The sequence below is a fragment of the Leptotrichia sp. oral taxon 215 str. W9775 genome, from assembly GCF_000469505.1.
GTDB lineage: Bacteria > Fusobacteriota > Fusobacteriia > Fusobacteriales > Leptotrichiaceae > Leptotrichia_A.
On the sequence record NZ_KI272842.1, the window covers coordinates 1 to 22112 of the forward strand.

The 22112-nt window shown below is 29.8% G+C and carries 21 protein-coding genes and 1 pseudogene; 12 read left to right on the forward strand and 10 right to left on the reverse strand.

Features of this window, described 5'->3' with window-relative positions; genetic code table 11:
• Positions 1-171 (reverse strand): transposase (locus tag HMPREF1984_RS11765; RefSeq protein WP_198011760.1); only part of this gene is annotated, 171 nt, incomplete at its 3' end.
• A 182-nt stretch (positions 172-353) separates the two neighbouring features.
• Between HMPREF1984_RS11765 and HMPREF1984_RS05270 the strand changes: the two genes are divergently transcribed.
• The 10 genes and pseudogenes from HMPREF1984_RS05270 to HMPREF1984_RS10925 all read left to right on the forward strand — a co-directional run bounded on the left by HMPREF1984_RS05270 (position 354) and on the right by HMPREF1984_RS10925 (position 10754).
• Positions 354-1592 (forward strand): glutamate decarboxylase, encoded by a 1239-nt coding sequence (locus HMPREF1984_RS05270; protein WP_021766884.1) that lies wholly within the window; start codon positions 354-356, stop codon positions 1590-1592.
• A 100-nt stretch (positions 1593-1692) separates the two neighbouring features.
• Positions 1693-2959: pseudogene (locus tag HMPREF1984_RS05275) on the forward strand (APC family permease).
• A 559-nt stretch (positions 2960-3518) separates the two neighbouring features.
• Positions 3519-4226, forward strand: a complete 708-nt coding sequence (uppS, locus tag HMPREF1984_RS05280) for a polyprenyl diphosphate synthase (RefSeq protein WP_021766887.1) — start codon at positions 3519-3521, stop codon at positions 4224-4226.
• The gene (locus HMPREF1984_RS05285) at positions 4216-5142 is read left to right on the forward strand and encodes a phosphatidate cytidylyltransferase (protein ID WP_021766888.1); all 927 of its coding nucleotides are present in this window, start codon (positions 4216-4218) and stop codon (positions 5140-5142) included. The genes uppS and HMPREF1984_RS05285 overlap by 11 nt, the downstream gene beginning before the upstream one ends.
• An 89-nt stretch (positions 5143-5231) precedes the next feature.
• Positions 5232-6464 carry a tyrosine--tRNA ligase gene (gene tyrS / locus HMPREF1984_RS05290; protein ID WP_021766889.1) on the forward strand — a complete coding sequence of 411 codons (1233 nt, stop codon included), beginning with the start codon at positions 5232-5234 and terminating at the stop codon, positions 6462-6464.
• A gap of 34 nt (positions 6465-6498) precedes the next feature.
• On the forward strand, positions 6499-7407 hold the full coding sequence (mvk, locus tag HMPREF1984_RS05295) for a mevalonate kinase (protein WP_021766890.1): 909 nt from the start codon (positions 6499-6501) through the stop codon (positions 7405-7407).
• Entirely contained in the window at positions 7389-8354 is a 966-nt protein-coding gene (mvaD, locus tag HMPREF1984_RS05300) for a diphosphomevalonate decarboxylase (RefSeq protein ID WP_021766891.1), read from the forward strand. Before mvk ends, mvaD begins: the two co-directional genes overlap by 19 nt.
• Positions 8347-9387 (forward strand): phosphomevalonate kinase, encoded by a 1041-nt coding sequence (locus tag HMPREF1984_RS05305; RefSeq protein ID WP_021766892.1) that lies wholly within the window; start codon positions 8347-8349, stop codon positions 9385-9387. Before mvaD ends, HMPREF1984_RS05305 begins: the two co-directional genes overlap by 8 nt.
• Before the next feature lie 27 nt (positions 9388-9414).
• A complete protein-coding gene (fni, locus tag HMPREF1984_RS05310; protein ID WP_021766893.1) occupies positions 9415-10413 on the forward strand; it encodes a type 2 isopentenyl-diphosphate Delta-isomerase in 999 nt (332 codons plus the stop codon).
• A gap of 53 nt (positions 10414-10466) precedes the next feature.
• Complete coding sequence (locus HMPREF1984_RS10925; RefSeq protein ID WP_232219687.1) at positions 10467-10754, forward strand: DUF333 domain-containing protein; 288 nt, start codon at positions 10467-10469, stop codon at positions 10752-10754.
• A gap of 314 nt (positions 10755-11068) precedes the next feature.
• On the opposite strand, the gene abc-f is transcribed toward HMPREF1984_RS10925, so the two are convergent.
• The 9 genes from abc-f to HMPREF1984_RS05355 form a co-directional block, all read right to left on the reverse strand.
• Positions 11069-12532 (reverse strand): ribosomal protection-like ABC-F family protein, encoded by a 1464-nt coding sequence (gene abc-f / locus HMPREF1984_RS05320; RefSeq protein ID WP_036099900.1) that lies wholly within the window; start codon positions 12530-12532, stop codon positions 11069-11071.
• Positions 12533-12648: 116 nt separating this feature from the next.
• Complete coding sequence (locus tag HMPREF1984_RS05325) at positions 12649-14355, reverse strand: ABC transporter ATP-binding protein (protein WP_021766896.1); 1707 nt, start codon at positions 14353-14355, stop codon at positions 12649-12651.
• 104 nt (positions 14356-14459) lie between these two features.
• The gene (locus HMPREF1984_RS11770) at positions 14460-14663 is read right to left on the reverse strand and encodes an AAA family ATPase (RefSeq protein WP_084408420.1); all 204 of its coding nucleotides are present in this window, start codon (positions 14661-14663) and stop codon (positions 14460-14462) included.
• Positions 14664-14666: 3 nt separating this feature from the next.
• Positions 14667-14894, reverse strand: a complete 228-nt coding sequence (locus HMPREF1984_RS05330) for a hypothetical protein (RefSeq protein ID WP_021766898.1) — start codon at positions 14892-14894, stop codon at positions 14667-14669.
• Positions 14885-16105 (reverse strand): ABC transporter ATP-binding protein, encoded by a 1221-nt coding sequence (locus HMPREF1984_RS05335; protein ID WP_021766899.1) that lies wholly within the window; start codon positions 16103-16105, stop codon positions 14885-14887. The genes HMPREF1984_RS05330 and HMPREF1984_RS05335 overlap by 10 nt, the downstream gene beginning before the upstream one ends.
• Positions 16106-16431: 326 nt before the next feature.
• Positions 16432-16875, reverse strand: coding sequence for a Dps family protein (locus HMPREF1984_RS05340; protein ID WP_021766901.1), 444 nt, complete (start codon positions 16873-16875; stop codon positions 16432-16434).
• 104 nt (positions 16876-16979) lie between these two features.
• A complete protein-coding gene (locus HMPREF1984_RS05345; protein WP_051314470.1) occupies positions 16980-17816 on the reverse strand; it encodes a metal ABC transporter permease in 837 nt (278 codons plus the stop codon).
• Between the two features lie 11 nt (positions 17817-17827).
• Positions 17828-18514, reverse strand: a complete 687-nt coding sequence (locus HMPREF1984_RS05350; protein WP_036099902.1) for a metal ABC transporter ATP-binding protein — start codon at positions 18512-18514, stop codon at positions 17828-17830.
• Positions 18515-18564: 50 nt separating this feature from the next.
• Positions 18565-19530 (reverse strand): metal ABC transporter solute-binding protein, Zn/Mn family, encoded by a 966-nt coding sequence (locus tag HMPREF1984_RS05355; protein WP_021766904.1) that lies wholly within the window; start codon positions 19528-19530, stop codon positions 18565-18567.
• A 470-nt stretch (positions 19531-20000) separates the two neighbouring features.
• Here HMPREF1984_RS05355 and HMPREF1984_RS05360 point away from each other — a divergent pair, with 470 nt between their 5' ends.
• Together HMPREF1984_RS05360 and trkA are read left to right on the forward strand one after the other, a co-directional pair.
• Positions 20001-20615 (forward strand): histidine phosphatase family protein, encoded by a 615-nt coding sequence (locus HMPREF1984_RS05360; RefSeq protein ID WP_021766905.1) that lies wholly within the window; start codon positions 20001-20003, stop codon positions 20613-20615.
• 93 nt (positions 20616-20708) lie between these two features.
• Positions 20709-22067, forward strand: a complete 1359-nt coding sequence (gene trkA / locus HMPREF1984_RS05365; protein ID WP_021766906.1) for a Trk system potassium transporter TrkA — start codon at positions 20709-20711, stop codon at positions 22065-22067.
• Positions 22068-22112: the final 45 nt, after the last annotated feature.

Below are 22112 nucleotides of genomic sequence, written 5' to 3' on the forward strand. Positions count from 1 at the left end.
AGATGTATTTTTACATTTTAATGCAAAAGGACATCCCTCACAATTGTTACATTCATATACTTTCTTTTCTGATATGTATCCACTTCTATTTTTTTGTTTTAAAGTATATTTGAATTCAAGGTTCTGATTATTTGCACATGTGTATGTATCAGTTTCCTCATTAAATGACATATTTTCCGCCTTAGAAATATCCTGTTTAAATTTTCGGGTTTTCTGCTTTTCATAATTTTGTGGCTTTATATATGGAGTATAATTATTATTAAAAAGATATTCATAGTTCTCTTCACTTTCATATCCTGCATCTGCAACAATATTTCTAAATTTTAAGTTTTTACTTTCCAATACTGACAAAAATGTTAGATGGCAATGCCAGATTAAATCTTGCTACATTTGTTTCAACTTGGATGGATCAAAATGCAGATAAATTATATAATGAAGCCTTTGATAAAAATGCTATAGATAAAGATGAATACCCTGCAACAGCAAGACTTGAAACAAATTGTTGGCACATGTTAGCAGATCTTTGGAATGCACCAGATAATAGCAGAACAATAGGTTGTTCTACAACAGGTTCATCAGAAGCTTGTATGTTAGGAGGTTTAGCATTAAAAAGAAGATGGCAAGAAAAACGAAAAGCTGAGAATAAATCTATTGCTTATCCAAATCTTATTATGAGCTCTGCTGTACAAGTTTGTTGGGAAAAGTTTTGTAATTATTTTGATGTTGAACCTAGATATGTACCTATAAGCTTAGAACATAAGGTTCTTGATGGTTATGAATTAGAAAAGTATATAGATGAAAATACAATAGGTGTTGTAGCCATTATGGGAGTAACATACACAGGTATGTATGAACCTGTTGAAAAAATTTCAAAAGCTCTTGATGAAATTCAAGAAAAAACAGGTTTTAATATTCCTATACATGTAGATGCAGCTTCAGGTGGAATGATTGCACCATTTTTACAAGCTAATTTAAAATGGGATTTTAGATTAGAAAGAGTAGCTTCAATAAGTACATCAGGTCATAAATATGGTTTAGTATATCCAGGAATTGGTTGGGTTGTTTGGAGAGATGTAGATGTTCTTCCAAAAAGTTTAATTTTTGAAGTGAGCTATTTAGGAGGGAAAATGCCAACTTTTGCACTAAATTTTTCTCGTCCAGGTGCACAAATACTGTTACAATATTGGGTATTTTTGCGTTATGGTTATGATGGGTATAAAGCTGTACAAAAAGCAACAATATCTGTAGCTGAATATCTAGCAAAAGAAGTTGAAAAAATGAGTGATGTTTTTGAGCTTTGGAATCATCCAACTGATATTCCAGTTTTTGCCTGGATGTTAAAAGATTCAGCTAGTAGAAAATGGAATCTATATGACTTATCAGATCGTTTACGTATGAAAGGATGGCAAGTACCAGCATATCCTATGCCTGTTAATTTGACTGAAATTACAGTACAAAGATTAGTTATTCGTAATGGAATGAGTATAGATTTAGCAGATAGACTTTTGGATGATATAAAATCACAAATAAAATATTTAGAAAGTCTTGATACAGCTCTTCCTAAAAATAATCAAGCTGGATTCCATCATTAAAATTTTTATTATTTGATAAAAGAAAAGAGTTTCTTTTATGGCTGAACAAACTAAAAAATCATTAAACTCAAGTTATTTATCAATTTCTCAGATTGCTATTATGACAGTAATCTCTGTGGCTTCTTTACGATTTCTTCCTGCAATGGCAGAGGAAGGGAAAGCCTCAATTATTATGTATTTAATCCCTGCTCTACTTTTTTTATTGCCTACATCATTAGTAGGGGCAGAATTAGCAACAACTTATAAAGGTGGAGTGTATGTATGGGTAAGAGAAGCCTTTGGAAATTGCTTAGGATTTGTAGCAATATGGTTACAATGGATACAAAATGTGGTATGGTTCCCTATACAATTAGCTTTTATTGCCTCAGCATTAGCATTTACAATTAATCGTGGAGATTTATCAAATTCTGGAGCTTTTACTGCAATAGTTATCGTTTTAGTATATTGGATTGCAACCTTTTTAGCATTACAGGGAGGAAATTTGTTTGCTAAAGTAAGTTCTGTTGGAGGAATGATAGGAACCATAATACCGGGAGTAATTTTAATTATACTAGGTCTTTTGTGGGTAATAACAAAACAACCAATCTCTGAATCATATACTACAAGTACATTTATTCCTAAAATTACAAGTTTATCTTCACTTGTATTGATTGTTTGCCTATGCTGGAATGGAAATGAATGCAGTGCATGCAGAAAAAATGGAAAATCCTAGAAAAGATTTTTCAAAAGCATTGATAATTGCATTTATTCTAATATTATTAGTTTTTATTTTTCCAACTTTATCAATAGCAATTACAGTACCTAAGGATAAGCTTGGAATAGATAATGGAATTATGGTTGCGTTTGAAATCTTTTTTAACAAATGGAATATAGGTTGGATGAGCAATATAACTTCAGGAGCCATGTTTTTAGGAGCAATTGCCTCAGTAGTTACATGGGTTGCAGGATCTTCAACAGGTCTATTAGAAGCTGGAAAAACAGGGCTTCTTCCACCTATTTTACAAAAAAGAAATAAACATAACATACAAATTGGTATTTTGATTCCTCAAGGAATTATTGTAACAATATTGGCAATGATATATGTTTTATTTCCAAATGTTTCAGATGTCTTTCTTGCTTTAATTGGAATGGCAGCAGCCCTATATGTTGTAATGTATATGCTAATGTTTGCAGCTGCAGTAGTTTTAAGAAAAAAAGAACCTAATATTAATAGAGGTTATAAAGTTCCTGCACTACTTTTAGTTTCAGGTATAGGTTTTATTTCTTGTGCACTTTCTTTTGTAATGAGTTTTCTTCCAGCAGAAGGAGAAAGTTCTATCCACAAAATATTTATCCACTTATTGTTGCAGTTGTGGTTATTTTATTAGGAATACCTCCTTTTATCTTTTATATATTAAAGAAACCATCATGGGATCAAAGAACAAAAGAAAAGAAAGAAGAAAAGCCTCATCATGAAATTAAAGAATAAATAATTATAAAAAATTGACAATATACTTTAACAATATCTAGCAAGAAGTCCCTTACTTCTATAAAGAAAGAGTACAGGTATGTCTCAAAAAATTAAAAAATAATGAAAAAAACCATATTTATGAATTATTTATAATTTCACAATACAAAACAGGAAATGAATTTAGGAAAAGTCATCTGTCCGAGCCTTCAGGCGAGTTTTTGACTTTTCCTTAATGAATGACTGTTTGTATAAGTGAAATTCTAGTAAATGAATAAATATGGTTTTATTTTTTATTTATTTTAAATTTTCAGATAACTTCATTATTTTATTTTATGATAGTCCCGTTTTTTATTCCTCATATTTTTTAATTGCTAAAATATAAAGAAATGCTTGAAAAAACTGTAAAATATGTTAAAATGTATAAAAGTGTAACTAAAGCATTTTAAGTTTTTATTTCATTGAAAGGGCTGTAGAATATGGAATTGAAGATACCGAAGCATATTGCAATAATAATGGACGGAAACGGACGATGGGCAAAGAATAAGGGAAAAATAAGACTTGAAGGACATAGGGCAGGAGCCGCAAACCTTGAAAGAATATTGGAAGAATCAATAAAATTGGGAGTAAAATATTTGACGGTCTATGCTTTTTCAACTGAAAACTGGAAAAGACCTGAAATGGAAGTGAAAGGACTTATGGAACTGTTTTCAGGATTTCTCAGCAGCAAGAAAAAAATGATGAAAAAGCAGGGAATTAAATTGCTGGTGACAGGTTCTAAGGAAGGGGTGTCAGATTCTTTACTGAAAAAAATAGAAGAAACTGAAAAATATCTTGAAAATGAAAACAATATAGTATTTAATATAGCTTTTAATTATGGTGGAAGAAAAGAAATAACAGATGCCATTAATAAAATATTGACAGATGAAAAAAGGGAACCAGGAAAACCTGTTACAGAAGAAGATGTTGCAAAATATATGTACAGACCTGATATACCTGATCCTGAACTTGTTATAAGAACAAGCGGGGAATTTAGAATAAGTAATTTTCTTTTATGGGAAATTGCATATTCAGAATTTTATATAACAGATGTTTACTGGCCTGACTTTAATGAGGAAGAATATAATAAAGCAATTTTATCTTTTAACAGGAGAGATAGAAGATATGGAGGATTAAATGCTGAGTAGACTTTTTATTATTTTACTATTTGTACCTCTGCTTCTCTGGATTTTTTTAAAGGGAGACATACTTTTCCTTCTTTTTACGGTAGTAATAATAGGAGTATCCCTTTACGAATTTTATAAAATGCTCAAGGAGAAGGGATATGAGGTTGCAAGCAGGATAGGAATGGGACTGGGTTTATTTCTGCCTGTGGCAATATATTTTCAGGAAAATTCAAGAAATATATTTTCAGTATTCAGACTTGCGTTTTTCAAACAGATTAACTATGATATGGGTGGATTTATAGTATTTGCACTTATGTTACTTTCAGTGAGGCAGATTCTGAAGGAAAAAATAGAAGGTGCAATGGCGGAAATATCCTATACTTTATTTGGAATAATATATGTGGCATATTTATTTTCATATATATTACTTATAAGATACGAATTTCCAAATGGAAATGTCCTTGTGTTAATGACATTTATACTTATATGGGCATGTGACATTTCTGCATATTTGGTCGGAAAAGCAATAGGTGGAAAAATTTTCAAAAGAAGACTTTCACCAAAAATCAGTCCGAATAAATCAATAGAAGGTGCAATTGCAGGAATAGTAGGAGTATTTATAGTAATATTATTCTTTGACCAGATATACTTACTTATTGCAAATTTTGTATGTGGAATTTCATTTATATCAAAAAATTGCAGCCTGACTTATTTGAAGGTTGGAATTAAAGGAGTTCATGCATTAATTCTGGCATTAGGTCTGGGAGTATTTGCTGAGCTTGGAGATCTTGTAGAGTCAAAAATAAAGAGGGAACTTGGAATAAAAGATTCAGGAAATATCCTTCTTGGGCATGGAGGTTTCTTAGACAGATTTGACAGTGCATTGTTTGTTCTGCCGGTAGTTTACTACTTTATGAAGTATGTTGTGCATATGTAAAAATGTCTAATTGAATTTATAGAAATTTTAAGAAAATAATTTACGGGAAAGAAATTATACAATGAAAAAAATTAGGAGGATTAAATAAAATGAGTTTTAAAAATGAACAGGAAATAAAAAATGAAGTTGAAAGACAATATAATATATTAAAAAGAGGCTGTGACGAAATAATAAATGAACACGAATTTAAGAAAAAACTTGAAAAATCAATTTCTACAAACACACCTTTAAGAGTAAAACTGGGAATTGATCCAACAGGTTCAGAACTGCATTTAGGACATGCCGTTCCTTTAAGAAAACTGAAGCAGTTTCAGGATTTAGGCCATGAGGTGCTATTCCTTATTGGAACTTTCACAGGAAGAATAGGAGATCCTACAGGAAAATCTGAAACTAGAAAAATGTTATCAGAAGAACAGGTAAAGGAAAACATAAAAACATATCTTGATCAGGTAAAATTAATATTAGACCTGGATAAGATAAAAGTTGTATATAATGCTGACTGGCTGGAAAAATTATCATTATCAGATGCATTGAATCTATTATCACAGTTCACTGTATCCCAAATGATTTCAAGAGAGGATTTCTCGAAAAGATTGGCAGAAAATAAGCCGGTTTCACTGATAGAGTTTATGTACCCAATTTTACAGGGATATGATTCTGTTGAATTAAAGGCAGATATTGAATTAGGGGCAACTGAACAGAAATTTAACCTTTTAAGAGGAAGGGATTTACAGAAAAACTTTGGTCAGGAGCAGCAGGTCTGCATGATAATGCCAATCCTTGTTGGACTTGACGGAGTGGAAAAAATGTCTAAATCTCTAGGAAACTACATTGGGGTAAAAGATACTCCAAATGATATGTTTGGTAAAGTAATGTCAATTTCAGATGAACTTATGGAAAACTACTATACAATGATAACTGATGTTCCTGCTGAAAAAATTGCAGAAATTAAAGCTCAGATAGCAGATGGAAGTTTACATCCTATGGAAGCTAAAAAACAGCTGGGAGCAGAAGTTGTAAAAATTTACTATGGTGAAGAAGCGGCTAAAGAAGCTAGAGACTGGTTTGAAAATGTATTCAGTAAGAGAAACCTTGATGTAGATTTGCCTGAAGTTGAAGTTGAATACAAGGAAATAGGAATAATAGACCTTCTTGTAAAGGAAACAAAGCTTATGAACTCCACAAGTGAAGCAAGACGTCTTATTGAGCAGGGTGGATTTAAAATAAATGATGAAGCTGTAAAAGATGTGAAGGCAACTATTACACCTGAAAGTGGAATGATTATAAGGGCAGGAAAAAAGAAAATAGTTAAAGTAAAATAGAAATGGAAATCTGATGGAGGAATGAAAATCTATCATGGGAAATAATTTATCAGATAAAAATGAAAATAAAGATAGAAAAGGGAGGGGAGTTTCCCACAGTAAAATAATTCTAATGGGGGAACATTCTGTAGTATATGGATATCCTGCAATTGCCATTCCACTAAAAAATATACGGATGGACTGTATTGTGGAAAGGTCAACTGTTCCCTTTATACACAACAAAAAGGATACTTTATCTACGGCAATTTATACAGCATTAAATTATTTAAATAGAAAAAATGAAAATATAAAATATAAAGTAATATCTGATATTCCTCCAAAAAGGGGAATGGGATCTTCTGCAGCAGTGAGTATTGCTGCAATTAGGGGAGTACTTGATTATTTTAATACAGAAGTAGATAACCTGACGTTGGAAAAACTTGTAAATGAAGCTGAAATAATAGCTCATAATACTCCAAGCGGACTCGATGCCAAAACATGTCTCAGCGACAGTGCCATAAAATTCATAAAAAATAAGGGATTTAAAAATCTTGAAATGAATCTGGGGGCATATTTATTGATTGCAGATACTGGAATACATGGGCATACAAGGGATGCAATAATGAATATAAAAAACATGGGGGGCAGAGCTCTACCTATGTTGGAAAAGCTTGGAAAACTGACGGAAGAAACAGAAAAATTTATTGAAGAAAAAGATGTTATTAATATTGGAAAAAATATGATTTCAGCACACGGGGAACTGAAAAAACTCGGTGTAAGTATTGAAAAATCTGATGTTCTTGTAAAAACAGCCATTGATGAGGGGGCGTATGGTGCCAAAATGTCCGGAGGAGGACTTGGAGGCTGTATTATTGCCCTTATGGAAAGTAAAGAGAAAGCTGAAATGACTGGGAAAAAACTGATGGAAAAGGGAGCTGTAAATATATGGATAGAAGCATTGTAAAATCTTATGCCAATATAGCAATTATAAAATACTGGGGGAAGAAGGATCCTATAAAAATGATACCTGCCACAAGCAGTATTTCCCTTACGTTGGAAAATCTGTTTACTGAAACAGAAATCAGTTTTATTACAAGGGAAGAAGCAATTGAGAAAACTGGCCAGGCAAGTGATCTTCTTTACATAAATGGAGAACTGCAAAATGAAGAACAGATAAAGAAAATAACTAAAGTTGTGAATCTTTTCAGAGATGATAGAAGTCAGCTTGTAAAAATAGATACAACAAACAATATGCCTACAGAAGCTGGACTTTCTTCAAGCTCAAGTGGGCTTTCAGCGGCGATAAAAGCATGTAACAAGCTATTTGATAAGAATTTAAGCAGGGAAGAACTTGCACAAATATCGAAGTTTGCTTCAGGATCATCATCGAGAAGTTTTTTTGGACCTGTTGGAATGTGGGATAAAAACACAGGAGAGGTTTCAGAAGTTAAAACTGATTTAAAGCTTGCCATGATTGTACTTGTACTAAATGAAGAAAAGAAGATCATTTCAAGCAGAAAAGGAATGGCTCTATGCATGGAAACTTCAACTTCATTTGATGAGTGGATAAGACAGTCGGAAATAGATTTTGAAAATATGAAAAAGTACTTAAGTGAAGGAGATTTTTCGAAAGTAGGGGAGCTTACAGAAGAAAATGCCCTGAGAATGCACGAAACTACTAAAAATGCAAATCCTCCCTTTACATATTTGACAGAAAAATCCTTTGATGCAATGGAATATGTGAAAGAATTACGTAAACAGGGAGAAAAATGTTACTTTACAATGGATGCAGGGCCCAACGTGAAGGTTCTCTGTCTGGAAGAGGATTTTGAGAGATTAAAGGATATATTTGGGAAAAAATATAAGATAATTGCATCAAAATGTAAGGTAATCAGTGATAACGATGATTAAAGAAAAGGAAAATGGAGAGACAGAAATAAAGGAATCTAAAACAAATATAGTAAAAACAGGTGGAAAACTTTATATTGCAGGAGAATATTCTGTTCTGACTCCAAATCAAAGTGCAATTATAAAAAATATAGATATATTTATGCAGTCTGGAATCAAGTTTTCAGAAAAATACAGTATTTACTCGGATATGTATGATTATTCGGTTACATTGGAAGAAGATGATGAAAATTATTCACTGATTACAGAAACTGTAAAAACTATAAATGAATATTTACAGTTAAAAGGGGTGGATATACAGCCTTTTAACATGAAAATAACTGGAAAAATGGAGAAAAATGGTAAAAAATATGGGATTGGATCTAGTGGAAGTGTAACAGTGCTTACTGTAAAGGCAATGTCAAAACTTTACAGTTATGATATTTCTTCTGAGGAGGTTTTCAAACTGTCTTCCTACGTATTACTAAAAAGGGGAGATAATGGTTCAATGGGGGATATAGCCTGCATTTCCTATGAAAATCTTGTAATGTACACTTCATTTGACAGAAATTTAATAAAAGAAAAAATGAAAAATAGTTCCCTTGCAGAAATAATGAATTTAGAATGGGGATATAAAATAGAAAAGATACATTGCCCGGAAAAATATGAATTTCTGGTGGGCTGGACTGGAATTCCTTCTATTTCAGGAAAGATGATAATAGAAGTTAAAAACTCAATAAATAAAGAATTTCTTGAAAAGTCTGAAGAAATTGTCAGAAATCTGAAAAATGGAATAGAACAGGGAAATAAAAAAATAATATCAGAAAATGTTGAAGAAAATAGCAAATTACTTAAAATGCTGCATGAAAAAATTTATAGACGGAAACTTCTGGAACTTGTAGAATCTGCAGAAGGGCTGGATATATGTGCTAAAAGCAGTGGAGCAGGCGGAGGAGATTGTGGGATAGCCATATCTTTCAATAGAAATGATACGGAAAAATTATTGGAAAGATGGGAAAGTAGAGGTATAGAGCTACTTTATAAATCAGAGCTGTAAAAATAACTGACTGGGAGGAGTTTTCGAATGAACAGGAAGGATGAGCATATAAAATATGCATTAAAATATGAAAGTGCAGGTAACAGTTTCGATGATATGGAACTGATACAATGCTCCATACCGGAATACAATCTGGATGAAATAGATTTATCTGTCAATTTTGCAGAGAATACATTCGAATATCCTTTTTTTATAAATGCAATGACAGGTGGAAGTAAAAAAGGAAAAGAAATAAACAGGAAACTTGCAAAAGTTGCAAAGGAATGCAATATCCTTTTTGTTACAGGTTCGTATAGTGCAGCCTTGAAAAATCCTGATGACGACTCATTTGAAGTGGTAAGGAAAGAAAATAAGGGACTTCTTCTTGGAACAAATATTGGAGCGGATAAAAACTATACGGCAGGAATGAAGGCTGTGGAAGATTTGAATCCGTTATTTTTACAGATACATGTTAATCTTATGCAGGAACTTATAATGCCTGAAGGAAGTAGAAACTTCAATGAATGGGAGAAAAATATATCAAATTTTGTAAAAAATATAAAAGTTCCAATGATTTTAAAGGAAGTAGGCTTTGGAATGAGTCCTGAAACAGTAAAAAAAGGTATGGAGCTTGGAATAAAAACATTTGATATAAGCGGAAGAGGAGGGACAAGCTTTGCCTATATTGAAAATATGAGGGGGGAAAATAGATTTTCCTACCTTAATGAATGGGGACAGAGTACAGTATCGTGTCTTCTTGGATTAAAAGATTATATCGATAAGGCTGAAATAATAGCAAGTGGAGGGGTAAGACATCCTCTTGACATTATAAAGGCTCTTGTACTGGGAGCAAAGGCAGTAGGGCTTTCAGGAACAATGCTTCGTCTTGCAGAAAATAATTCCACTGAAGAAATAATAGAAATAGTAAACAGCTGGAAGGAAGAATGCAGAATGATAATGTGCGCCTTAAATGCTAAAAATGTAAAGGAACTTCAGAATGTAAAGTATGTTCTGTATGGTAAGACAAAGGAGTTTTATTTAAAATAAAAAAATAGAAAATATTGTATGAAAAAGGTAAAATTATGAGGAACTTTAAAATTATGATAAGTATTTTTATGTTGGCAGTGTCCTTTGCAAGTATGTCTGCTGCAAAGAAATCTACTGTTAGAAAAACATCAGGAAAGAAAACAACTGTAAAGAAAGTTGTAAAAAAGGAAGAAGAAAAGTCACCGATGATTGGAATGTCAAATCCAGCATCAGTTTATTGTGTAGAGCAAGGTGGAGAGTCAATTCTTGTAAGAAGTAAAAAGGGAGATTTTGGAATTTGTAAGCTGAAAGATGGAACAGCAGTGGAAGAATGGGAATATTACAGAGAAAATAACAAATAAGGAATAGAAAAATAATATAAAAAATAGAGTGTAGAAATACGAATCAGTTGCTATGTATTTTATAACTCTATTTTTTATTATAATGAAAATAGTTTATTATTTAACCTAAATTCCCAAAAAATTATACATATGAAACATATTAACTTAGTAAAATTAAATCTTTCAGAGATTTCTGCAAAAAATAAAATATGTATAATTAAACATAACATCAATTTTTAGATGGCTTGTAAATTAAGACTTTGAGGTATCCTATGTATAAAAATCTGGGAATTTAGGATTAAATTACCCTAATTGAAAAATCCGACTAATTTATTTTATAAATTTATGAATCTATCTGCAACTTTCTTATTAAATAATTCATCATGTTCAACAAACAATAATGTCGGTCTGTAATTTAATATCAATTCTTCTATTTGTATTCTACTCATAATATCTATAAAGTTCAAAGGTTCATCCCAAATATACAAATGTGCCTTTTCACAGAGACTTGCTGTTATTAAAATTTTCTTTTTCTGACCTTCACTGTAATCTGAGATATCCTTTTCAAACTGTAAGCTGTTAAAACCCATTTTACTCAGTATTGATAGAAATAATGTTTTATCTATCTGTTTTTCTTCAATGTATTCAAACAAATTCCCTTTTAAATCGGAAGTATCCTGAGAAACATAAGAAATTTTTAAATTTTTTGCACAATAAATATTTCCTGTGTATTTAACATTTTTTCCTATTATCAATTTCAAAATTGTTGATTTTCCGGATCCGTTTTTTCCTGTCAGAGAAATAATTTCTCCCTGATTAATTTTAAAATTTATATCTCTACAGATTAATCTGTTATTGTAAAATAATGAGACGTTTTTAAATTCAATTAATCTTTTGCTGTGAAATATTAAGGGACTTAACTTCAATTTTTCATCTATGTCAATATTGTGAAGTAATTGGGATTTTTCTTCTATTAATCTATCACTTCTTTTTTCTATTGATTTTGCTCTTTTCATCATTTTGGCAGCCATATGTCCGATATATCCTTTATCTCCCATTCCGAGATTTTTTGTTTTTTCTACCTTATCGGACCAGACAGCAACTCTTTTTGAGGATTTTACAAGACGTTTTATCTCCTTTTTCAGTTTCCTATTCTGATATATTTCCAGTTCATCCTGTTGCCGTTTATTTTTTTCCCATGTTGAAAAATTCCCTTTTTGAATTTCAATATTTGTTTTATTAATTGAAAGTATATGATCAATACAGCTGTCTAAAAGATTTCTGTCATGTGAAACGAGAATAAAGCTTTTCTTTCCCTTCAAGTATCTGCTCACAATTTTTCTTGCATTTATATCAAGATGATTTGTAGGTTCATCTATTAGTAAAAAATTATTCTCTTTTAAAAATAAAGCTGCCAATAGTACTTTTGTTTTTTCTCCGCTTGATAAAAGAAAAAATTGATGATTAATTATGTCTTCCTCTATTTCTAAAAGTGAAAATTCTTTCAAAAATTTCCATTCTTCACAATCAGGGCAAATTTCCCTTAAAATTTCCATAGTGCTAAGTTTTTCATTTTTTACTTCATAAGGAAAATATTCAAATGTAACATTTGATGAAACAGTCCCTCTATAATTATATTTCCCCATTAAAATATTCAGAAAAGTTGTTTTTCCTTTTCCGTTTCTTCCTATAAATCCTAATTTCCAATCCGTATCTATTTGAAAGCTGACATTTTCAAAAATCATTTCATAATTATTATCATAGGAAAAAGATAAATTTGATATATTAATTAATGACATATTTTTCCTTTCTTTTATTTAAAACTTATTTATATTACATATTTAATTTATTTTTATAATCATCATCTGTTATTTCTTTTAATTTTCATATTTACCATAACTATAAACTATTTCGTTTACTCTTCTTTAAAATAATCCTCTATTTTATAAAGCTCATCAAAACTTCCTTTTACTTCTATTTTTCCTTCCTTAAGAATTATAATTTTAGAGGCATATGGAAGTATTTCACGACTGTGTGTGCTCATTAATATAGTTTTATTTTTCATTTTTTTTAATTCTTCCATTATTTTTCTCTCATTTTTCTTATCCAATGAGGACGTTATTTCATCAAAAAGAAATACACATGTATCTTTAGCCAATGCTCTTGCAATACATATTCTTTGTATCTGTCCTCCTGATAAAGCCGTTCCTTCTTCTCCAATTACTGTTTTTATCCCGTTACATAACTCTTCAACTTCTTTATGCATATTTACTTTTTTTAGAATTCTGCCTATTTCATCATTTGAAATATCACTTTTTCCGATTCTTATATTATCCTCTATACTGAAATCAAACAAAACTTCATTTTGAGATACGTAAGATACATTATCTCTAATAAAACTTTCGGAAACATCTTTAACTACTTCCTTTCCCAAAAGAAAATATTTTCCGTCATAATTTTCCATAAATCCGGAAAGAATTTTGAGTAATGTACTCTTTCCACTTCCACTTTTTCCTATTATGGCTACAGTTTCTCCTTCCAAAACGGAAAATGAAATATCGTCAAGCACCTTATTTTTCCCATAAAAAGCCGTTAAATTTTTAATTTCCAATGCTATTTTACTATTTGTTATTTCCACATTCTCTTTGCTCTGATCTTTTTTCACTTTCAAACTTTCTGTATTTAATAAATCACTTATTTTATTTACTTCATTTTTTGATGACTTTATTTTGCAATATGACTCGCTAAACTCTGTCATAAATATAATCATGTTTTGAGTGAACTGTATTAAAAATGCAGTTTTTCCGATTTCCGAAGAACCTGTCGAAACTAATATTAATCCTATATAAATAGGAATTATCTCACACAAGTAGCACAATAAATTATTAAAAATTTCATGTTCCATAAAAGTTTTTTCATATTTCAACTGATTTTTTACTATTCCATCGTTAAATTCCAGAACATTTCGAATATACATTTCTTCTAGACCGAAACTTCTGATTTCTCTTATTCCTGAAATAGCCTGACTCAAATAAGAATTGCTTTTATTTGTTATTTCTAAAAAAACCGTTTTTTCCATACCCATTTTTGAATAAAAAAATATATGAGTAATTGCCGATGCCAAAACTGTTAATGTGTATAATATTCCTGTTATAATATCTACATTAAAAATTACTACTAAAAAAAGTAAAAGTAATATAAAAGAAGAAAAAAAACTATAAATCCATCTTGATAAAATTTCCGTAACAATTTCCACATTTTGCAAAATATTTGACAGATATTCCGAAGTATTTCCTTGAATTTTCTTTGAATTGTGTAGTGCTTCATTTACTTTAACATATAAATCCGATTTTATAAGCATTTCTAAATTAGGCATAAAATATAATTCCATTAAATTTATTATAAATTTAAAAATTAAAACTGAAATCAGATATAATACAGGAAAAGCAAAATAATTTAAGCTTTTTGCCATATTTACATAAAATTTCTCCAGTAAAAGAGCAGATAAATAAGAACCTGAAAACACAAAAATTGTTAACAACAACTGCATTTTTAACATTTTTTTTCTACTTGGCAACTTATTTATTATACCTAAAACTTTTAATAACATCATATTTTTCATTTTAATGGTAACTCCTTGTTTACTTTATTTAAAAATTTGAAAAATAATATCTTTATACCATTTATTATATATACTTCAAAGAATCTTCTTCTTCAATTTTATCTTTATTTTATAATAAATAGTTTATCAGCTCTCTCAATAAAAGATAAACTGTGTGATGATATGATAAATGTTGTATTTTTTCTCATTTTTTCCACTATATCAATAATTTTTTTTTCTGTTTTATGATCAAGAGAAGACGTAGGTTCATCCAGAAAAAGGATTTCAGGTTTTCTTAAACAGGCTCTTGCAATAGAAAGCCTCCTGATTTCTCATCCAGACAATGAATGTGTATTTTTTTCTCCAATTACTGTTTCATAACCTTTGTCCAGTTTCATTATCGAATTATGAATATCAAATAATTTACATATTTCAACTACTTTTTCGATATCTATTTCTTTTGAACCTAAAGTCAAATTATTTAATATTGTATCTATAAATAGAAAATCATGTTGTCCTACATATAAAATTTTATCTTTAAAATTATTTTTTATATACATTTTTTTTCATCTGTATTTAAATAGTATATAACCTCACCTTTTTCAACCGGGTATATTCCCGATAGCAAATGCAGTAATGTAGTTTTACCACTACCGCTTTTTCCTGTTATTACATTTATTTTTTTGTTATAAATATTTATATTTATATTATTTAGAAAAAAATTTTTTTCTTTCGAATAAGAAAAAGAAATATTCTTTCCTGATATTATAATATCTTTATCATCCTGTAATTCAATTTTTTTTAATTTTATAAAACATTTATTTTCATTAAGATTTATCAACTCATTTAATCTTTTTACCGAAGCTTTCATCTCATGATACTTCAATATAAAATTAGGAAAATAATCTAAAAAATTTGAAACATAACTTCTGAATAAACCGAATGTTACAAATGTACCTAATGTTATGTTTTTATTATAGATTAATATTACTCCGACTATATAATGTATAATAACAGGAAGATAATTAATCACTGTCAGAAAATTCTCTTTTTTTATTATTATTCTGTTATTCTTTTTATTTTCTGAATATATATCTTTTAGCGAATTTTCAAAGCGTTTCTTTATAAAAAAATCTGCTTTGTATATTTTTATTGTCTGCATTAACCTCAAAATATTTTCCAGTATATTTGCTATTTTTCCATAATATTCGTCCATTAAATAAAAATTCTTTTCCATAGAATCATTTATTTTTACATTTATCATAATTATAAACGGAAGTAAAAAAAATTCTAAAACAGCTAATTCTCTGCTTATTATAAATGCAATTAAAACTGCACTTACTCCAATAACCATTCTCCGAACAAAAATATACAGTATGTCCGAAAAAAAATAATTTATATTATTCAAATTTTTTGTTAATCTTAAATGTATATCTCCTGTTTCAAATCTGTCTATATCTGGCACAGAAGCATTTAAAACAGATTTTACTATTTCTTCTCTGAGAATTTCTATTCTTTTAATGAACATTATTCTTTGAAAATATGGAGCAAAAACACTACTTAACCATTGTACTGTAAAACATAAAGCTATTGTAATAGCAAGTTTATTTACCATTATTTTATTAGAAGAGCCTATTGTTATTACATCTATAGCTTTCCCTTCATAAAATGCAAGACCTGTTGAAGAAAGACCTTCAAAAATTATCAGGATAACTGTAAAAATTATTGAATATGCCGATGGAATAAGTATTTTTTTTGTATTTTTATTCATTTAATTTAAAACTCCTAAGTTATATAAATTTCTTGAATTCTGCTATACGGACCTCCGTAAGAGACTCTCAAATGATTCTGTCCTTTTTTATTTATTTTTTTGGAGAATAATCAACAACTATTTATTTCATTCTATCAGTTTATAAATAGAAATACAATAATTAATTTTTATTTTAATTTCAAAGTATAAAATAGGCTCTATAATATATATGGGGGTGGAAAAAGAATAAAAAAATCTATATTTCAAATTATCTAAATTGCAAAATTTAAATAAATTAAGAAATATAGTTTTTTTGTTACACTTTGTATGGTTTAATTCAAATTATATTAGATTTCTTTAAGGTAAGCATTTAACATCCAAAGATTTTTTTCATAATTAGATATGTATTCATCTACCATTGCTGATGTTCCATAGTCATTTTCTTCATCTGCAGCTACTTTAATTTCTTTTACAAGGTTTAGCATAGCTTCGAATTCAGCTTTTACAGAAACTAAAACTTCATGTACCCCAATTTCTTTATTTTCAGCTTCTTTAATTGTAGTTAATTCTAAATAATCCTTTAATGTACCGTATGGTCTTCCCCCGATTGAAAGTATTCTTTCAGCTACATCATCTATCTGTCCATTAAGGTCATCATAGAATTCTTCTAATTTACTGTGGATAGTAAAGAATCCTTTTCCTACTACGTTCCAGTGATAATTTTGTACCTTTCTGTATAATACGTTTAGATTTACTAGATATAAGTTTAATTTTTCTACTGTTTTGCTCATTGTAATTACCTCCTAAATAAAATTATTTCAATTTTGCAATCTTTACAACTGATTACTATTTTGTATTAATTACAAATTTATTATAATATAAAATATAAAAGATGTCAATACTTTTTTGCAAAAAATGAAAAAAGTTTTACTATGACCAGTAAAATAGTCAATGAAACAATAATCGAAGGTCCTGATGGAATATTGAAGATGTATGAAAAATACAGCCCAAACAGAATTCCAAGAAAGGAAAAAAATACAGATAAAAACAGTATTGATGAATATTTCCTTGCAATAATCGAAGCAGTAGCCTGAGGTATTGTAAGGATTGAGATTATCAGTATGATTCCTATTGTTTTTATATTTATGATAATGGCAGAAGAAACAAGTACAATCATAAAATAATTTATGAAGGTAACAGGTATGCCATATATTCTATAAAAGTTTTCATCAAAGCTTGAATAAACTATACCTTTATAAAATACAATGAAAAAAACTATTGTTATGCTGTTCAGGGCAACTAACAAAATTATATTCAGTTTATTTGATAAAAGTATATTTCCAAAAAGGTAGGTAGACATATCAGCCTGATATCCAGGAGTCATAAAGGAAAAAATAATTCCCACTGCCATTCCAAGAGACATCATAATACCAATACCAAGGTCACTGTCTACATTAAAAAAATCCTTTAAAACAAGTATTAGTATACCTGAAAAGATTGAAAATATCAGTCCAAAAATTAATGGATCTTTCACTTCCAATCTAAAAAAGTAAATTAAAAATATTCCAATTCCAATTCCTCCATAGGAAGCATGACTGATGCTTGACGATATAAACACCATTTTTTTATTCACAATATATGTACCGATTATACCGCAGCATATACTGGAAAGCAGTCCAACAATCAGTGCATTCTGCATGAAGGAATATTTAAAAATTTCCAGAAAGTTCATTTTTCCCCCTTTTAATGTCTATGTGTATGTTTTGAGTAGTATTCTTCCTTATTTTTAAAAATTTTTATATTATTTTCCACAATAAATATAGTATCAATATAGTTATATATTTTCTCCATTTCGTGTGAAATAATAACAAGTGTAGAATCTGAAAGCCGTTTTATCTTTTCAAAAAGCTGATATTCAAATTTCTGGTCGAGAAAAGATTCAGGCTCATCCAGAAAAATAATATCAGGAGAAGAAATAAGAGCCCTTGCAATTAAAGCCCTTTGAAGCTGGCCTCCCGAAACTTCGCTTATAAGTTTGTTTTTTAGGTTATCAATTCCAAATTCTTTTAAAAGAGCTTCGGTTTTTTCCTTTTCCTCCTTGTTAAATCTCCGGAAAAGATTCTTTCTGCTTGCCAGTCCGGATATTACAAGGTCAAATATATTAATAGGAAAGGAAGCATCAAATTCTCTTATTTGAGGAAGATAACCTATTTTATTTTTATTAATAAAGAATTCCACACTGCCTGAATTTTTCTTTAAAAATCCAAGTATCACTTTAACAAGTGTAGATTTTCCACCGCCATTTCTACCTAAAATGGCTACATTTTCTCCTTTTATAATATCAAAATTAATATCAGAGAGAATGATTTCCTTATTATATTTAAAATTTAAGTTTCTTACGCTAATCAGTTTTTCCTGGGAATTATTCATTTGCATCCTTTCCGTTATAATAGTGTCAGTTATTTCTGTTTCTGAAGTTTTTAGTCAAGATAATCTACAAATTGATTTAAGTTTTCAAATACATTTTCCTTGTCAACATTAAATTCCACAATTTTGGCATTTGGAATTTCTTTAGCTATTATTTCTATACTTTGTTTAGGGAACTGTGGCTGAACAAGTATTGTAGTTATATTGTGCTCCTTAGCTTCATCTATTATTTCTTTAATTTGCTGTGCTGTCGGTTCTTTTCCTTCATATTCCACTGAAACTTCTTCCACATTGTAATCTTTTATAAAGTAGTTCAGTGCAGGGTGGTAAATCATGTAGGCTTTCTTTGTTTTAGAAGCCATTTTCTTATCAAGCTCTTCTTTTACTTTTGCAAGTTCTTCTAAAAAGGCGTTGTAATTTTTTTCAAAAACATCTTTTTTATCAGGATAAGCCTGAACCAGTTTGTTTTTAATTTCAAGAGCGGCTGAAGGCATTAATTTTAATGAGAACCATACATGCGGATCAATTTCCCCATGTTCGTCATGTTCATCGTGCTTATCATGGTCATCATGTTTATCCTTGTCTTCGTGGTGGTCATGCCCTTCCTTTTCATCTTCGTGATGGTGGTGATGTCCTTTAAGAAGCAATGCAGGATCGGCAGAGCTTAGGACGTTTACAACTTTATCCGAATTATTAAGACTTTCAGCTATCTTTTTTTCGAATCCCAGCAGATTATATGTGAAAAACAGTTTTGAATTTTCCAGTTTTTTCAAATCATCAGGTTTTGGCTCAAAAAGTTCATGGTTTGCATTAGGTGGAACAATTGCAATTACATTGTAGTCATCACCGGCAATTTTCTCAACAAGCCATTTGAGGGGTGCTGTACTTGCCACAATAGTTTCCTTGTTTTCAGTGGCAGCTTCAGTTTTTCCATTTTCTTTTGGAGCTTTTTCTTCTTCTTTTTTTCCACATGATAGGAAAAGTAATCCTAAAAGTAGAACAGTTAGCAGTTTTTTCATGTTTCCTCCTTAAATAAGTGTATTTGTTTTATAGTATTATGAAATCCTTACTATTATGATAAAATTTTATAATAAAAAATAATAATTGTCAACGAAAATATTAAACTATTATAAAAACATATGATTAATTAAACAAATATTATACTATTAAACAAAAAGGAAACTTGTTTTGCAAAAAATAGACTATAATAAAAATAAAGATATAGAACTTTAAAATACCGAAAACTTTTGCTCCTGTGAAAAAAAGTAAGATTTAGTTGAATTATACACTATTTGGAATAATTTTAAAAGAAAAAAAGAAAGATAAAATTTTAACAGCAAAAACATATAATATGTATTAGAATTAATGTGAAAATGTGCTATAATAAAAAATAAAAGAAAATATACAAATAAAGGATTTAATATATCCGGCGTTTTCAAGTGATTAAGAAAGTAGCGTATATAAAAAATAAAAATGGAGAATAAAACATATGTGGAAAAATACAGAAGTGATTTTTATAAGGCATGGAGAAACAGATTTTAATAAAGCAAAACTTTATTTTGGCCATTCAGATCCTGATTTAAATGCAACAGGAATGGAACAGCTTAGAAATACAAGGGTTTTACTTGAAAAAAGGGAAAAAACTCCGGATATTGTATTTTCAAGTGATTTAAAGAGATGCAGTCAGAGTATGGAAATACTTGGAATAGATAAAAAAGTTGAAAAAATTCTTACTGAAGAGCTTAGAGAATTGAATTTTGGAATATTTGAAGGGAAAACTTATGAAGAAATAAAAAATGAATATCCGGATAAAGTGGAAGAAATGAGGAATGACTGGAGAAACTTTAAAGTGGATAAGGGGGAAAGCATTAATGAAATGATGCTGAGGACTGCTAAAAAGATGGATGAAATAATAGATGGGCATAAAGATGAAAAGATTCTTGTTGTGGCTCATGCAGGGGTTATTCAGGCTCTGATAAGCTATTATCTTTTTGGAAATCTTGACGGATATTGGAAATTCAGAATAGATAACGGCTCAATGACAAAAATGCACATTATGGAAGATGGATATACTTATTTTGAATATATTAATTTGACACAATAGAAATTTGCAAATTTTGAAAAGAATGTGGTAGAATAAAAGTTAAGGAATAAAATAAATTTTGAAAAAAGATAATGTCAAAAGAAGGAAGGGAAAATGAAAATAGTAATAGTTGGTGCAGGAGTTGTTGGAGAAGCACTATGCAGTGAATTATCAGAAATAAACAACGATGTCATTCTTATAGAAAAGGAAGAAGAGATTTTAAATAAGGTTATTGAAAAGAATGATATAACAGGATTGGCAGGAAACGGAGCTTCTTATGAAAATCTTCTGGAAGCGGGAGTTGATACTGCTGATATTTTTATTGCAGTGACTGAAGCTGATGAATTAAATATTATTTCATGCATTATGGCAAAAAAACTTGGAGCAAAATATACAATTGCAAGGGTAAGAAATCCAGAATATACTACAAATATGCGTTTCGTAAGGGAAGAACTTGGAATTTCCATGATGATAAACCCTGAAGAGGAAGCGGCAAGAACAATAATGAATACTCTGAAATTCCCGAATGCAGAAAGCGTGGATACATTTTTTTCAAACAGGGCAAATATGTTGGAACTTTTAATTGAAAAAGGAAGCCAGCTGGCGGGCATGAAACTGAAAGATCTTAACAGCGGATTAAAAGATAAGGTAATAATATGTATTGTGGAAAGAGGAAAAGACATAATGGTACCTACTGGAGATTTTATACTGGAAGAAGATGATGTTATATACGTAACAGGAACAAATGATGCAGTTGCAAACTTCTATGACAGGATGGGATACAAAAAAAATAAGGATATAAATTCTGTTATGCTGATTGGTGGAGGAACATTGTCACATTATCTCCTTGGAAAGCTTATGAAAAGGAAAAAACAGGTTAAAGTTATAGAAGAAGTTAGGGAAACAGCAAAGAAATTGAGTAATAACTATCTTAATGCCATAGTTGTCAGGGGAGATGAAACAGATCAGGAACTTCTTCTTAATGAAGGAATTGAAAAATACGATGCAGTTATTGCGGCAACTGATAATGATGAAGAAAACATGGTAATATCAATGTTTGCAAAATCTGTAAATTCAGGAAAAATCATAACTCAGATGAACAGAACTCTTTTGCTCCCAATTCTTGAGAAGTATGAATTCTGTACACCTATTGTTCCTAAAAAGGTAATTTCAGATATAATTATAAGGGTAGTAAGATCAAAAATGAATGCAAAAGGATCAAAAATGAATACCCTTCATAGATTTGGGGATAACAGGGTTGAAGCAATGGTTTTCGAAATTAATGAAAAAAGTAAATCAATAGGAGTACCATTAAAAGACCTTCCAATATTATCTGAAGTAATAATAGCAGGAATTCTGAGAAGGGAAGAGTTGACATATCCTGGAGGAAATGACACGATAGAAGTTAATGATAAGGTAATGATAATAACAACTAGAAAAGGAGTAGAAGATTTTGATGATATTTTAGGATAACTATTTTTATGAGTTGCCTTAAAACAGAAAAATCAGGAGAATAAA

What these genes read in the sequence shown, in the direction of transcription:
- HMPREF1984_RS05270 (WP_021766884.1), top strand. Translation starts at nt 354, where the DNA reads ATGTTAGATGGCAATGCCAGATTAAATCTTGCTACATTTGTTTCAACT.
- uppS (WP_021766887.1), top strand. Translation starts at nt 3,519, where the DNA reads ATGGAATTGAAGATACCGAAGCATATTGCAATAATAATGGACGGAAAC.
- HMPREF1984_RS05285 (WP_021766888.1), top strand. Translation starts at nt 4,216, where the DNA reads ATGCTGAGTAGACTTTTTATTATTTTACTATTTGTACCTCTGCTTCTC.
- tyrS (WP_021766889.1), top strand. Translation starts at nt 5,232, where the DNA reads ATGAGTTTTAAAAATGAACAGGAAATAAAAAATGAAGTTGAAAGACAA.
- mvk (WP_021766890.1), top strand. Translation starts at nt 6,499, where the DNA reads ATGGGAAATAATTTATCAGATAAAAATGAAAATAAAGATAGAAAAGGG.
- mvaD (WP_021766891.1), top strand. Translation starts at nt 7,389, where the DNA reads ATGGATAGAAGCATTGTAAAATCTTATGCCAATATAGCAATTATAAAA.
- HMPREF1984_RS05305 (WP_021766892.1), top strand. Translation starts at nt 8,347, where the DNA reads ATGATTAAAGAAAAGGAAAATGGAGAGACAGAAATAAAGGAATCTAAA.
- fni (WP_021766893.1), top strand. Translation starts at nt 9,415, where the DNA reads ATGAACAGGAAGGATGAGCATATAAAATATGCATTAAAATATGAAAGT.
- HMPREF1984_RS10925 (WP_232219687.1), top strand. Translation starts at nt 10,467, where the DNA reads ATGATAAGTATTTTTATGTTGGCAGTGTCCTTTGCAAGTATGTCTGCT.
- abc-f (WP_036099900.1), bottom strand. Translation starts at nt 12,532, where the DNA reads ATGTCATTAATTAATATATCAAATTTATCTTTTTCCTATGATAATAAT.
- HMPREF1984_RS05325 (WP_021766896.1), bottom strand. Translation starts at nt 14,355, where the DNA reads ATGAAAAATATGATGTTATTAAAAGTTTTAGGTATAATAAATAAGTTG.
- HMPREF1984_RS05330 (WP_021766898.1), bottom strand. Translation starts at nt 14,894, where the DNA reads ATGTATATAAAAAATAATTTTAAAGATAAAATTTTATATGTAGGACAA.
- HMPREF1984_RS05335 (WP_021766899.1), bottom strand. Translation starts at nt 16,105, where the DNA reads ATGAATAAAAATACAAAAAAAATACTTATTCCATCGGCATATTCAATA.
- HMPREF1984_RS05340 (WP_021766901.1), bottom strand. Translation starts at nt 16,875, where the DNA reads ATGAGCAAAACAGTAGAAAAATTAAACTTATATCTAGTAAATCTAAAC.
- HMPREF1984_RS05345 (WP_051314470.1), bottom strand. Translation starts at nt 17,816, where the DNA reads ATGAACTTTCTGGAAATTTTTAAATATTCCTTCATGCAGAATGCACTG.
- HMPREF1984_RS05350 (WP_036099902.1), bottom strand. Translation starts at nt 18,514, where the DNA reads ATGAATAATTCCCAGGAAAAACTGATTAGCGTAAGAAACTTAAATTTT.
- HMPREF1984_RS05355 (WP_021766904.1), bottom strand. Translation starts at nt 19,530, where the DNA reads ATGAAAAAACTGCTAACTGTTCTACTTTTAGGATTACTTTTCCTATCA.
- HMPREF1984_RS05360 (WP_021766905.1), top strand. Translation starts at nt 20,001, where the DNA reads ATGTGGAAAAATACAGAAGTGATTTTTATAAGGCATGGAGAAACAGAT.
- trkA (WP_021766906.1), top strand. Translation starts at nt 20,709, where the DNA reads ATGAAAATAGTAATAGTTGGTGCAGGAGTTGTTGGAGAAGCACTATGC.